Origin of the sequence: Paractinoplanes ovalisporus (assembly GCF_016834655.1) — a bacterium.
Lineage (GTDB): Bacteria > Actinomycetota > Actinomycetes > Mycobacteriales > Micromonosporaceae > Actinoplanes > Actinoplanes ovalisporus.
The window spans coordinates 53165-68218 of record NZ_JAENHP010000006.1 but is presented as its reverse complement, the minus strand read 5'-3'; the positions used below and the strand labels follow the sequence as shown (position 1 = coordinate 68218).

The following is a 15054-nucleotide window of genomic DNA, read 5'->3' as shown; positions in this document are numbered from 1 at the left end:
TAAATGCACAGTGCTTCCCGCCGCGCGATCGCGGCGGTCGTTTCCGGTCTCGTTCTGACGGTCGGCGTCTCGGTCGCCTCCCCGGCCGAGGCCGCCACCACTCCGTCCGAAGTGACCGTCATCCCGTCCGACACGGTCACCGGCTACCAGGTCGAGCAGATCTGGTTCGCCGGCCGCACCGGGTTCCTGCACCGCCGGGCCGGCACCGGGACCATGCAGTGGACGCGGTACGACACCCGTGCCACCACGCTGGTCGAGGGCCTCGAGGGCATCTCGCGCAGCGACCTCGTCCCGTCCGGCGGCGACACGGTCACGCTCTCCGGCGTCCCCGGCCACACCTCGGCCGACACGGTGACCACCCTCGACCTGTCCACGATGACGTGGCGGCAACTGGCCAAGCCGAAGAGCCAGACCAACCTGCATTTCGTGTACGGCGGCACGATGCTCTCCCGCAACAGCGCGAGCGCGTCGCTGCTCGAGATGCGGCACATCGCCCCCGACGGGTCGGCCACTGTGGTGCCGCTCAGCGGGCTCGAAACGGGCACCACGTTCCCGGCCCCGGCCGTCCTGACCGGTGACGACACGTCGGCCGTCCTGCGGCTCGCCGTCGGCGGCGCCGCGCGCTACGGCCTGCTCGACCTGAAGACCGGCGAGGTCGCGCTGATCCCGGCCGGTTTCCCGGGCATCGCGACCGCCGCCCGGCTGACCGACGACCGGGTCGCGCTGCTCACCTCCGACGTCGCCCACACCTACGACCGTTCCGGTGTGGTCGCCGGCCGCGCCGAGGCCGAGGTGATCAACCCGGAGGCCGCGATTCCGGCCGACCGCGCCATGCTCGCGGGCCGCGACGTGATCGTCGTTCCGACCGGCACCGGCCAGGTCCCGGCGCAGCGGCTCACCGCGCCCGGCGAGACCGGCACGGCGGTGGCGCTCGCCCAGACCTCCCTCCCGCACATGCAGCAGGCGCCGGACGGTGTGCTGCTGGTCGGCGGCACCGGCCCGGCCGACTGGGCGATCCGCCGGGTCACCGGCGCCGGCCAGCAGATCGTCCTGCGGATCAGCGACATGCAGCCGCTCACCAACGCCGGTGTGACGCTCGCACACGGCGTGCTGCGGCACATCGAGGCCGTCTCCGAGTCCAACTATCAGGTCTTCAACCACGAGCTGGTGCCCGGCGCCGACGACCCGAAGCGGCTCGAGGGTGGCCCGCTCGACAACCCGGTGCCCTGCGCCGATCAGGTGGCCTGCGTCCGGTCGGTGGACGGCAACCACTACGGCACCATGTACGTCAGCCGGGCCCCGGGCGAGGACTCGATCTCGGTGATCAGCCGGCAGGACATCCACACCAGCCACGTCGAGAAGGTCCTGCCCCCGGCCGGCGGCGCCGTCGTCGACGCGTCCTTCAACTACGCGATCGTCCGCGGCACCTCGCCCGCGTCGCAGTACGTCTACGACCCGGGCTACGACCGGTACACGAGCATCCCGGTCACCGGCGCCGGCCTGTGGTTCGACGTCCTGTGGAGCGCCACCGCGCCCGGCTCGATCCAGGGCAAGGACCTCAACAGCGGCCGTACGGGCACCACGCTCAGCACCGGCTCGAACTGCACCGCCTCCGAGGTGCAGGCCACCGCGCGGCACGTCTTCTGGACCTGCGGCACGAGCGGGCCGGCCGGCGTCTACGACAAGGTGCGCGGCGTCAACCTGCCGCTGGCCGCGGGCCTCTACCTGCTCGGCGACAACTACCTGGTCCGCCACGACGACAACGGCACCCTCGTACGCCTCGACCTGACCGACGGCACGGTCGGCGAACCGGTCCGCCTCGCCTCGTTCCCGCGCGGCTCGCTCGCCGACAACCGCAACATCACCTGGGCCGTCGACAAGTTCGGCGGCGACGTCGCGTGGGTCGACGGGCAGAACGCGGTGCACATCGTCGACCCCGGCGTGACCCCGTCCGCGCCGAGCGTCTTCACCTCGAGCGAGACGTTCTCGACCGACGTCTGGTACATGACCGACGGCGCCTGGAACCGCTGGATCACGCTGACCCGGCCGATCGACTCGTGGAAGCTCACGATCGCCGACGCCGGCACCGGCACGGTCGTCGCGACCTCGACCGGTGGCCCGGCCCGCACCACAGTGACCCTGTCGTGGAACGGCTATCAGAACGGCAAGCGGGTGCCGAGCGGCCGCTACCGCTGGACCGTGACCGCGAACGGTTCGACCGCCGCCGTCACGACCGGCCTCATCACGGTGAACTGCGGCGTGCCCACCCTGCACAGCTACTCGTGCACCGGGGTGCCGTCGCTGCTCGGCCTGCGGCAGTCGCCGGCCGGTGAGGGGCACTGGCTGATCTCGGATCCGGCCACGGCCGCGCTGCACGACCAGGGCTTCACCGAGTCGTGGAACGGCGTCACGGCCGTGGTGCCGTACGGGGACATCAGCAAGGACTTCCGCAACGACCTGCTGATCCGCCGCAGTGACGGCTCGCTCCGGGTCTACCTCGGCGGCGACGACCCGAACTTCGGCGGCCGCACGTCGCTGCTGATCGCGGGCAACTGGAACAAGTACAACGCCCTCATCCACACCGGGGACGTCAGCGGCGACGGGCAGTCCGACCTGATCGCCCGCGAGACCGACACCGGCGCCCTCTATCTCTTCAAGGGCAACGGCACGGGCGGCTTCGCGGCCGGCGTCAAGCTCGCCGGTGGCTACAAGGGATACGACCGCTTCGTCGGGCCGGGCGACATCAACGGCGACGGCCAGGCCGACCTCATCCTGCTGCTCGGCACCACGATGTACGCGATGTACGGCGCCGGTGACGGCACCTTCCAGTCCGGTCTGCGGCTCGTGAGCACCGGCTGGCTCGGCTACAACCTGATCATCGGGGCCGGCGACCTCAACGAGGACGGCAAGAACGACCTCGTGGTCCGCGACGCGGCCGGCAACCTCTACCGCCGCCTCGGCACCGGCGCCGGCACCTTCGGCGACCGCCAGCTCATCGGCGCCGGCTACCAGAAATACACGGGGATCTACTGATGAAGAAGACGTTGACGGCCGCCCTCGGTGGCCTCCTGATCGCGACCGGTGTGGCCGTTCCCGGCGTCGCCGTGGCGGCCACGGCCCCCTCCGAGGTCCGGGTCGTTCCGGCCCCGGCCTATCCCACCTATCCGACCGAGACGCTGGCCCACGCCGGCGACACCGGTTTCCTGCACCGCCGTGCGTCGGACACGCCGTGGCTGTGGACGACCTACGCCGACCGCCGGACCACAGTGGTCGGTGCGTTGGCCGCCGTGGCCACCTCGGCGATCACCTCGGGCGGCGGTGACACGGTGGTGCTCGGCGTCTCGGTTCCCGGCCACCCGGTCACCACGACCACCCGCCCGGCCCTCGACCTCGCCACGATGACCTGGCGCGAGATCACCATGGGCGCCGCCGAGTCGTACAACCGGCTGCTGGGCGACTCGGTGCTGACCATCAGCCGGGACACCCCGGCCGTCGTGCAGTTGAGCCGGGGATCCACCGAGGTTCCGGTCACCGGCATCCCGGACGGAGCCACGAACCTCGCCATCGCCGCCGCCGACGCCACCGGCGCCGTACTCCGTTATGCCGTCTCCGGAACTGCCCGCTACGGGCTGCTCGATGTCGCCTCGGGCCGGGTCGCCGAGCTGCCGAACGTCCCCGCCGCCCAGGACGTAGTGCTCACCGCGGACCGGATCGGCATGTTCACCAACTTCGGGGCCCGCAGCCTTCCCCGCGCCGAAGTCCTGGCCGGGACGGCGACCGTACCCCGGGCGGTCACCTTCCCCTCCACCGTCTCGCTGGGCCTGATCGGGCTGGCCGGCGAGGACATCATCGTCACCCCGTCCATCACGCTCACCGACAAGGCGGTGCTGCGTTACCGCGTCGGCAGCAGCCAGCCGACGACGCTGGTGCCGCGCGCCGACACGTTCCCCGCGCAGGCCCCCGACGGCGTGCTCTTCGTCGGCGGGTCGGGCGTCGGCGACTGGTCGGTGCGCAAGGCGACCGCGACCAGCGAATCGGTGGTGCTCCCGCTCGTCGGCGACATGGTCAACGCGGGTGTCACCCTCTCGTCGGGCGTGCTGCGGCACGTCGCGGCCCTGCCCCGGGCGGGCGAGGCGGCCGACTACCGGCTCTTCGCCGAGCAGATCGGCGTCGGCGCCCCCGGAACCGGCTCCCAGGTGAACGACATCGCTCTGGTCGACCCGCTGCCGTGCGAGACCGGGGCCACCTGCGTACGGATGGTGGACGGCTCCAACAGCCAGGGCGCCTCCTATGTGGCCTCCGGCCCCCGCAACCGCCTGATGCGCAGCTCGACCCCGGGCGACACCGCCTGGGACCTGCAGACCACCGACGCCTCGCTGGTCGACGCCTCGCCCGGCTTCCGGCTGGTCAACACGCCGACCTCGCAGTGGGCCTACCAGGCCGACGGCGACTGGCGGTCCTTCCCCGGCACCCCGGCCGCCTCGCTGTGGTTCGACACCCTGTGGCGCGCCCAGCCCGACGGCGTGCTCGCGCCCTGGGACCTGCGGATCAGCAACCCCGACAACAAGCTGATCAGCACCGGCGCGCCCTGCCAGGCGGCCGAGGTGCAGGCGACCGGCAAGCACCTCTATTGGAGCTGCGGTCAGCAGGGGCCGGCCGGTGTCTACGACCTGGCCGCCAAGAAGAGCATCCCGGTTCCGGCCGGGCATCAGTTCCTGCTCGGCGACAACTACCTCGTGCGGCACGACGCCGGCGGCGCCCTGCTGCGCTACGACCTGACCGGTGGCACGCTGGGTGAGCCGGTCGCCATGGCCACCTTCCCGCGCGGTGAGCTGGCCGACGACCGCCACATCTCGTGGACGGTCGACCGGTTCGGCGGCGACGTGGCCTGGGTCGACCCGGGCAACGCGGTGCACATCGTCGACCCGGGCGTCGACCCGTCCGACCCGGTCGGGCCCTCGTCCACCGACACCGGACGTCTCACCATGCCGGGCACGTTCACCGCGAGCGCCCAGCTGTCCCGTCCGATCACCTCGTCCACGCTGACGGTCACCTCCGTCCGTACGGGAAAGGTCTCGGCCCGCACCACCGGTGGCCCGGCCCGGGTCACCGCGGCCCTCTCGTGGGACGGCATGGTCGACGGCAAGCGGGCCACCCAGGGCCTCTACCGGTGGGCGATCTCCGGCACAGTGGACGGACGCACCTCCGAGGTGGCTGACGGGATCTTCTCCGTGTTCTGCGGCGGCACCCCGCCCCTGCACAGCTACGAGTGCACCGGCCAGCCGTCGCTGCTGACGCTGACCAGCGCCTCGACCGGCCGGGGCTCCTGGTGGTTCTTCGAACAGGGCAGCCCCACCAATCCCCTGCTGCTCGACGGCGGCCCGGAGTCGCTGGGCGCGCTCAACGGCCTGGTGCCGTTCGGCGACATCAACCAGGACCACCGCAACGACCTGCTGGTCCGGCGCTCGGACGGCAGCCTGCGCGCCTACCTCGGCGGCGACCAGGCGCCGTTCGGCAGCAACTCGTCGGTGCTGATCCCGGGCAACTGGAACGTCTACGACGCCCTCGTCCACACCGGTGACCTGAACGGGGACGGGCGCTCCGACCTGGTCGCCCGTGACCGCGACTCGGGTGCGCTGTTCCTGTTCACCGGCAACGGCACCGGCGGGTTCAACGCGAGCGTCAAGATCGAGGGCGGTTACAAGGGCTACAGCCGGTTCGTCGGCAACGGCGACATCAACGGCGACGGCAAGGCCGACCTGATGATGCAGTACGACCCGACCAGCACCATGTACGCCCTTTACGGCAACGGCGACGGCACCTTCCAGGCCGGTCTCAAGGTCGTCGGCACCGGCTGGCTCGGCTACAACGTCGTGATCGGCGCCGGCGACATCAACGAGGACGGCCGGAACGACCTCGTCCTGCGCGACACCGCCGGCAACCTGTTCCGCCGGTTCGGCACCGGCAACGGGACCTTCGGCGACCGGACCCAGATCGGCACCGGATACCAGCAGTACTCCGGCATCTACTGACACAGGGAATCATGAAGAAAGCTTTTGCGGCCGCCGCCGGCGTCGTCATCGTCGCCGGCGGCGGTCTGACCGTTCCCGGCATCGCTCAGGCGGCCACCGCGCCGTCCGAGGTGACCGTCGTCCCTGCCCCGGCCTACCCGAACGACACCGCCGACTACCAGCGCGACCTCCCGGTCTTCGCCGGGACAACCGGATTCCTGCATCGCCGCATGAGCTCGACGCCGTGGCTGTGGACCCGTTACGCCGACCGGGTCACCACCGTGGTCGACGCCCTCGACGGCGTCGGCGCCGGGTCGATCACCGGCATGGGCGGCGACGTCATCGGCGTCGGGACGTCGACCCCGGGCCACCCGAGCTCCGGGACGACCCGTCAGACGCTCGACCTCGGCACCATGACATGGCGCGCGGTGACCAAGCCCAACGACCGGCAGTACTTCCGCCTCATCGGCGACTCGCTGCTGCTCGTCGCCATCTACGAGGCCGAACTGCAGCGGACGGCGGCGGACGGCACGACCACGACGACCCCCGTCACCGGCGTTCCCGAGGGCACGTCCAACATCACGATCGAGGCCGGCGACGACACCCATGCCGTGCTCCGCTTCGGCGGCTCGTTCGGCACCCGTTACGGCCTGCTGGACGCGAGCACCGGCCGGACCGAACTGATGCCCGCCGCCGGCGCCGCCTCCCGGGTGGTGCTGACCGAGGACCGTGTCGGGCTGTTGCTCCCGGCCGCGGCCAAGACGTTCTCCCGGTCGGCGCTCACCGACGAGCCGGACACCATCACCCTGCCCGACGGCTATTACACCCATCGGGCCGGGCTCGCCGGGCGCGATGTCGTCGTCCAGAATCCGAGCCCCACGCGGGATGGTCTGTGGCGGTTCACCCGCGACAACACCACCCCGGCGAAGGTGGCCGAGGCGAACGAAGAGATCGTCCAGGCGCCGGAGGGTGTGCTGTTCGTCGGCGGTTCCGGACCGGCCGACTGGGCCGTTCGCCGGGCCGACGCCGACGGCCAGCCGGTGGTTCTGTCCCTGACCGGGCCGAGGATCAACGCCGGGGTCACGCTCAGCTCGGGCATGCTGCGCCGCGTCACGGCGCGGCACCGTCCCGGTGAGGCCACGGAGTACCGCCTCTCCGCCCACCAGTTCGCCGCGGGACCCGGCAGTCCGGCCGCCCCGGAGCACGCCCTGCACGACCCGATTCCGTGCCAGACCGGCGAGACCTGCGTACGCACCGTGGACGGCTTCGCCACCGGGACGTCCTACATGAGGGCCGACCCGTCCGAGGTCTCGCTGATGACGTCGACCGAATCGACCTCGCACATCACCGCCACGCCCCTGCCGTCCACCGGCGGAACCGTGGTCGACGCCTCGAACCGCTTCCGGATCGTCAACGGCACCGGTCCGGATCGGCAGTACGTCGTGCGGTACGACGGAACCGTCCTTTCGACCGGCCCGGTGACCGGCGCCGCCCTGTGGTTCGACACACTGTGGACCGCCACCGGGGCCGGCACCATCCAGGGCAAGGACCTGGACAGCGGGCTGGCCGGCACCACGGTCAGCACCGGATCGGACTGCACCGCCACCGAGGTCCAGGCAACCGCCCGGCACCTCTACTGGACGTGCGGCGCGAGCGGCCCGGCCGGCGTCTACGACAAGGTCGGTGGCCGGAACATCCCGGTCCCGGCGGGCCTCCACCTGCTCGGCGACAACTTCCTGGCCCGGCACGAGGACAATGGCGCTCTCGTACGCCACGACCTCACCGAGGGCACGCTGGGCGACGCGGTCACGATGGCCACTTTCCCGCGTGGCGAACTGACCGACGACCGCAACATCGCGTGGGCCGTCGACAAGTTCGGCGGCGACGTCGCCTGGGTGGACGGCGACAGCGCCACGCACATCGTCGACCCGGGCGTGACCCCGTCGGCGCCCACCGCCCTCTACCACTACGCCCCGACCACCGTGACCCTGCCGGACGCGTTCTCGGCGACCGTGCGGCTGACCCGGCCGGTCGACTCGGCCCGGCTCACCCTCACCCAGGTGCGTACCGGGACCACCGTCACCGGACCCGCCTCCGGGCCGACGCGCTATGAGACCGCGGCGACCTGGAACGGATCCATCGCGGGCAAGCGGGCGGCCAGCGGGACGTACCGGTGGACGCTGTCCGTCACCGCCGACGCGACCACCACCCCGGTCGCGAACGGAACCGTCGTCGTCTGCGACGGGATGCCGGCCCTGCACAGCTACGACTGCCAGGGACGGCCGTCCGTGCTCGCGCTCAGCCCGAGCGCCACGGGCCTCAGCCGCTGGTTCTTCACCAACCCGCCCGGCACGAGCCTGCTGCCGACGAACCACATCAGCTCGTGGGCGGGGCCGACCGCGGTGGTGGCGTTCGGCGACATCAGCAAGGACTACCGCAACGACGTGCTGGTGCGCCGCTCCGACGGCTCGCTGCGGGTCCTGCTGAGCGACGGCGGGCCGCCCAACGTCAACAGCAAGTCGCTGGTCATCCCCGGCAACTGGAACTCGTACAACGCGCTGATCCACACCGGTGACGTCAGCGGCGACGGGCAGTCCGACCTGATCGCCCGCGAGACGTCCACCGGCGCGCTCTACCTCTTCACCGGCAACGGCAAGGGCGGGTTCAACGCGGCCACCAAGATCGAGGGCGGTTACAAGGGCTACAGCCGGTTCGTCGGCAACGGCGACATCAACGGCGACGGCAAAGCCGACCTCATGCTGCAGTACGACCCGACCAGCACGATGTACGCCCTCTACGGCAACGGCGACGGCACCTTCCAGGCCGGTTTGAAGGTCGTCGGTACGGGCTGGCTCGGTTACAACGTGGTCGTCGGCGCCGGGGACCTCAACGAGGACGGCAAGAACGACCTTCTGCTCCGTGACGCCGCGGGCAACGTCTATCGGCGTCTCGGAACCGGCACCGGCACCTTCGGCGACCGGTTGCTCGTCGGCACCGGCTACCAGAGTTACGCAGGTCTCTACTGATTCACGGGGGAAACGTGAAGAGATCCATCGCAGTATCACTCGGCGGCGTTCTCGTCGCTACCGCACTGGCCGTCCCGGGCATCGCCCGGGCGGCCGCCGCACCGTCCGAGGTGCGGGTTCTGCCCGCACCGACCATCGACTCCTACATCTCCGACGAGCTGTTGTTCGCCGGGGCGACCGGATACCTGCACCGCTTCGGCACGCCGTGGCTGTGGACCAGTTACGCCGACCGGCGCACCACGGTGGTCGAGGAGCTGGCCGGGGTGAACGCCACCAACCTCACCCCGGCCGGCGGCGACACCGTCGTGCTCGGCATCTCGACACCGGGCCATCCGGTCACCGACACGACCCGTCAGGCGCTCGACCTCGCCACGATGACGTGGCGTGAGGTGCCGATGGGACCGAGCATCGCCCGGTTCCGGCTGATGGGCGACTCGCTGCTCTCCATCTCCGAGGGCAGCCCGTCCGAGCTGGAGCCGCGCAAGCGGGCCGCGGACGGCTCCTGGACCGCGGTGCCGGTCACCGGTGTCCCGGCCGACGCGACCACCGTCACCATCGCTCACGGCGACGGCAAGGGCGCCCTGCTGCGGCTCGGCTCCAACGGCGGCGGACCGCGCTACGGCCTGCTGGACGCCGCCACCGGCAAGATCGGTGTGCTGCCCACGACCACCGCGGCCGGCTGGTACAAGCTCTCCGACGAGGCGGTCGGCCTGTTCACCAGCGGAACGGCCGAGATCCTCAACCGCGAGGAGATCCTGGACGGCACGGCGACCGCGCCCGACCCCATCGAGGTGTCCACGATCAACTCGGGGCACGTCGGCCTGGCCGGCGAGGATCTGATCCTGGCCACGACGTCGATCAACTCCACCGGCAAGCTGCCGGTTCTGCGCTACGCCGCCGGCCGCACCACGCCGACGGAGGTCGTGGCGCAGGGCGGGGAGACCCTTCTGCAGGGCGCGGACGGGGTTCTTCTCACCGGCGGCACCGGCACCAGCGACTGGTCGGTGCGCAAGGCGACCGCGGACGGCCAGTCGGTCGTGCTGCCCCTGACCGCCATGACCAGCGCCGGTGTCAGCATCTCGACCGGTGTCGTGCGGCACACGACGGCCCTGATCCGGCCCGGTGTCTCGCCCCTCTTCCGGCAGTACGCCACGCAGCTCGGGGTCGGCGCGCCGGGCACCGGTTCCGCGGTGGCCGACGGCCCGCTGGTCAACCCGGCGGCGTGCCAGGCCGGCGTGATCTGCGTCCGGGCGATCGACGGGGCCAGCAACGGGTCGGCCTATCTGAGCGACGAGCCGGAGAACCCGCAGCTGCGGTCGGTCCCGCTCGGCACCGTCCTGCCCGCGATCGGGCCGAACGCCCGGCTGGTCGACGCGTCACCCAACTACCGTCTGGTCAACTACCCGAACTCGCAGGACGTCTTCCGGGCCAACGGTACGAAGCTCAGCTTCGCCGGCGCGCCCGCCTCGGCGCTGTGGTTCAACACGATGTACCGGGCCGGCACCGGCGCCCTGGTCGAGGTCTGGAACCTGGCCACCGGAGTCCAGGGCCTGCAGCCGGTCGGCACCGGGTCGCCCTGCGCCAAGACCGAGCTGCAGGCGACCGGCAAGCACGTCTACTGGGCCTGCGCCGACGGCACGGCCGGGGTGGTGGAGCTGGCCACCCGCAAGCTGATCGGAGTACCGGCGGGCCAGTTCCTGCTCGCGGACAACTACCTGGTCCGGCACGACGCCAACGGCGACCTGCTGCGCTACGACCTCACCGGCGGCGTCCTGGGCGAGCCGGTCAGGATGGCCACGTTCCCGCGCGGCGACCTCACCGACGACCGCAACATCACGTGGGCCGTCGACAAGTTCGGCGGCGACGCCGCCTGGGTCGACGCCGGCAACGCGGTCCACGTCGTCGACCCCGGGGTGACCCCCTCGGCTCCCGCGGCCGGCGTCACGACCGTGCCCACCGCGATCACCCTGCCGGGCGCCCTCCCGGTGATCGCTCAGCTCAGCCGGCCGGTCGAGTCGACCACGCTGACCGTCGCACCCCTGCGGTCCACCGAGACCGCCCGGGTCACCGGCGGCGCCGCACGGGTCACCACGAGCCTCTCGTGGGACGGCACCATCGGGGGCCGGCGGGCCACCAAGGGCACGTTCCGCTGGACGCTGGCGGCCACTGTGGACGGCGCTTCGACCAACGTCGCCACCGGGCTCTTCACCGTCGGTTGCGGCGGCACTCCGACCCTGCACAGTTACGAGTGCACCGGCCGGCCGACGCTGCTCGCGCTCAGCAGCGCCGCGACCGGTCAGGGCAGCTGGCAGTTCACCGAGCCCGGCCCGAACGGCACCACCGTGCTCAACAGTGCCGGCGACGAGTCGCTGGGCGCGCTCAACGGTCTCGTGCCGTTCGGCGACATCAGCAAGGACTACAAGAACGACCTGCTGATCCGCCGCTCCGACGGCAGCCTGCGCGCCTACCTCGGCGGCGAGGAACCGCCGTTCGGCAACAAGACCTCCCTGCTGATCCCGGGCAACTGGAACGTCTACGACGCCCTGATCCACACCGGTGACCTCAACGACGACGGCCAGTCCGACCTCGTCGCCCGTGACCGTGAGTCAGGTGCACTGTTCCTGTTCAGCGGCAACGGCACCGGTGGCTTCACCGCCAGCATCAAGATCGCGGGCGGGTACAAGGGTTACAGCCGGTTCGTCGGCAACGGCGACATCAACGGCGACGGCAAAGCCGACCTGATGATGCAGTACGACCCCACCAGCACCATGTACGCCATGCTCGGCAACGGCGACGGCACCTTCCAATCCGGACTGCGCGTCGTCGGGACCGGCTGGCTCGGCTACAACGCCGTCATCGGCGCCGGCGACCTCAACGAGGACGGCAAGAACGACCTCGTCCTGCGCGACACCGCCGGCAACCTCTTCCAGCGCCTCGGCACCGGACAGGGCACCTTCGGCGACCGGGCCCTGATCGGCACCGGATACCAGCAGTACTCCAGCATCTACTGACACGGGGAAACGTGAACAGAATCCTCGCGGCAGCCGCCGGCGGCGTCATCGTCGCCGCCGGCCTGGCCGTTCCCGGCATCGCTCAGGCGGCCGTCGCGCCGTCCGAGATCAGGGTCATACCCGCACCCGCCTACCCGATCAACGTCAACGACACCCAGGTCGTCGCCGGCAAGACCGGCTTCCTGCACCGGCGCAACACCATCTCGCCGTACGTCTGGACCACGTACGCCGACCGCCGCAGCACGACCGTCACCGAGCTGCTGGGTCTGGCCCCGGCCTCGATCGTCCCGGTCGGCGGCGACACGGTCGAGCTCTTCGCTTCGACGCCCGGCCACCCGGTCACCGAGACCACCCGCCAGTCGCTCGACCTGAGCACGATGACCTGGCGCGCGATCCCGTCCGGCCCGTCCCTGGTCTACAACCGGTTGATCGGTGACACCGTGCTGGTGATCGAGACCGGCTCGCCGAACGTCGCCCGGCTGCGGCGGCTGGCCCCGGACGGCTCGTGGACGTCGGCGCCCGTCACCGGCGTCCCCGAGACGGCGCTGACCATCAGCATCGTGGCGGGCGACGACACCCACGCCGTGCTGCGGCTCGGCGTGCCCGCCGACGGCCGTTACGGGCTGCTCGACGCCGCCTCGGGCGAGGTTTCCCTGCTGCCCGTCGTCCCGGCCGCCAGCCGGGTCGTTCTCACCGGCGACCGCGTCGGGCTGTTCTACGCCGACGCCGTACGCAGCTTCACCCGCGCCTCGATCCTCGACGGCACGGCGACCGAGCCCGACCTGATCCCGCTGCCCGCCTCGACCCCCGTGCAGTACCTCGGGCTGGCCGGCAACACCGTGATCCGGGTCCAGCCGACGGTCGACGGCGAGAACCAGCCGGTGCTGCGCTATCGCCTGGGAGCCGCCGAGCCGGCCCAGGTCGTGGCGCGCGGCGGCAGTATCCCGCTGCAGGGCCCCGACGGTGTGTTCTTCACCGGTGGCTCCGGGCCCGCCGACTGGTCGGTCCGCAAGGCGACCACGAGCGACGAGTCGGTGGTGCTGCCGCTGGGCAACACGATGGTCAACGCGGGTGTCACGCTCTCCTCGGGCGTCGTGCGGCACGTCGCGGCCCTGCCCGGGCCGGCCGACTCGACCGACTACCGGATGTTCGCCCAGCAGATCGGGCCCGGCGCGGCCGGCACCGGTTCGCCGGTCGCCGACGTCGCCCTGACCACACCGGTGCCCTGCGAGACCGGGGTCGTCTGCGTCCGGATGGCCGACGGAGCGAACAACGGCTCGGCCTACGTCAGCCGCAACACCGCGACGTCCTACATGCTGCGGTCGTCCGACCCGAACGCCCGGCTGCAGGAGGTCGCGGCGACCGCCAAGGTAGTTGACGCTTCCCCCAACTACCGCCTGGTGAGTTCGGCGATCTCACAGACCGTCTTCACCCAGGTCGCACCGATCCCCTTCGAGGGAACGCCCGCCGCCGCCCTCTGGTACGACACGCTGTACCGGGCCCACGCGGGCGGCCAGGTCGAGCCGTGGAACCTACGGACCGGCACGCCCGGCGCCCAGCCGCTGCCGACGGGCGCGACCTGCATCAAGACCGACCTGCAGGTGACCGGCAAGCACCTGCTCTGGAGCTGCGCCGACGGCACGTCGGGCGTTGTCGAGCTGGCGACCCGCAAGCTCATCGAGGTGCCGTCCGGGCAGTACCTGCTCGGCGACAACTACCTGGTGCGGCACGACGCCAACGGCGCCCTGGTCCGCCTCGACCTGACCGGCGGCACGCTCGGCGCGGCCGTCACGATGGCCACCTTCCCCCGCGGCGACCTGGCCGACGACCGCAACATCACGTGGGCCGTCGACAAGTTCGGGGGCGACGTGGCCTGGGTCGACGCCGACAACGCGGTACACATCGTCGACCCCGGCGTCACCCCCTCGGCCCCGGCGGCCGGGGTGTCGTCGGCGCCCGAGAGCACCACGGTCCCGGGCTTGTTCACGGTGACCGCGTCGCTGACCCAGCCGGTCGAGACGACGACGCTGGCCATCACCCAGCTGCGCTCGGGCCGCACCGTCGAGGTCGCCGGGGGCGCCGTCCGGATGAACGCGTCCGTCGCCTGGGACGGTCAGTTCGAAGGCGACCGGGCGAGCCGGGGCCAATACCGCTGGACCCTGAAGAGCGGTCCCTCCGACCTGGCGACCGGGTTGTTCGGCGTGTACTGCGGCGGCAAGCCGGTGCTGCACAACTACGACTGCTCGGGCCAGCCGACCCTGCTCGCGCTCACCAGCGCTACGACCGGTCAAGGCCGCTGGAAGACCACCCAGCTCGGGGCCGGCGACACCGTCACCGTGACCGACGGCAGCACCGAGTCGCTGGGCGCGCTCAACGGTCTCGTGCCGTTCGGCGACATCAGCAAGGACTACAAGAACGACCTGCTGGTCCGCCGCTCCGACGGCAGCCTGCGTGTCTACCTGGGCGGCGACAGCCCGCCGATCGGCAGCAACACCTCGCTGGTGATCCCCGGCAACTGGAACGTCTACGACGCCCTGATCCACACCGGCGACCTCAACGGCGACGCCCAGTCCGACCTGATCGCCCGCGACCGCGAGAGCGGGTCCCTCCTGCTGTTCACCGGCAACGGCAAAGGTGGCTTCAACACCGCCAGCCGGATCGACGGCGGCTACAAGGGCTACAGCCGGTTCGTCGGCAACGGCGACATCAACGGCGACGGCAAAGCCGACCTGATGATGCAGTACGACCCCACCAGCACCATGTACGCCATGCTCGGCAACGGCGACGGCACCTTCCAATCCGGACTGCGCGTCGTCGGGACCGGCTGGCTCGGCTACAACGCCGTCATCGGGGCCGGCGACCTCAACCAGGACGGCAAGAACGACCTGGTCCTCCGGGACACCTCGGGCAACCTGTTCCGGCGTTACGGCACCGGGCAGGGCACCTTCGGCGACCGGGTCCAGATCGGCACCGGATACCAGCAGTACTCCGGGATCTACTGAGGAT

Annotated in this window: 5 protein-coding genes; all 5 read left to right on the top strand. The window is 71.3% G+C overall.

Annotated elements, in window-relative coordinates; genetic code table 11:
• The first annotated feature begins 3 nt into the window (after positions 1-3).
• Genes JIG36_RS20375 through JIG36_RS54085 form a run of 5 tightly spaced genes read left to right on the top strand, consistent with a single transcriptional unit; the run spans position 4 to position 15050 of the window.
• Positions 4-3033, top strand: coding sequence for an FG-GAP-like repeat-containing protein (locus JIG36_RS20375; protein ID WP_203377940.1), 3030 nt, complete (start codon positions 4-6; stop codon positions 3031-3033).
• Positions 3033-6032, top strand: a complete 3000-nt coding sequence (locus JIG36_RS20370) for an FG-GAP repeat domain-containing protein (RefSeq protein WP_203377939.1) — start codon at positions 3033-3035, stop codon at positions 6030-6032. Before JIG36_RS20375 ends, JIG36_RS20370 begins: the two co-directional genes overlap by 1 nt.
• Before the next feature lie 11 nt (positions 6033-6043).
• Positions 6044-9037: an FG-GAP repeat domain-containing protein gene (locus JIG36_RS20365; RefSeq protein ID WP_203377938.1), complete on the top strand. Its 2994-nt coding sequence runs from the start codon at positions 6044-6046 to the stop codon at positions 9035-9037.
• Between the two features lie 14 nt (positions 9038-9051).
• Positions 9052-12048 (top strand): FG-GAP repeat domain-containing protein, encoded by a 2997-nt coding sequence (locus tag JIG36_RS54090; RefSeq protein WP_203377937.1) that lies wholly within the window; start codon positions 9052-9054, stop codon positions 12046-12048.
• A gap of 11 nt (positions 12049-12059) precedes the next feature.
• Positions 12060-15050 (top strand): FG-GAP repeat domain-containing protein, encoded by a 2991-nt coding sequence (locus tag JIG36_RS54085; protein ID WP_203377936.1) that lies wholly within the window; start codon positions 12060-12062, stop codon positions 15048-15050.
• The last annotated feature ends 4 nt before the right edge of the window (positions 15051-15054 follow it).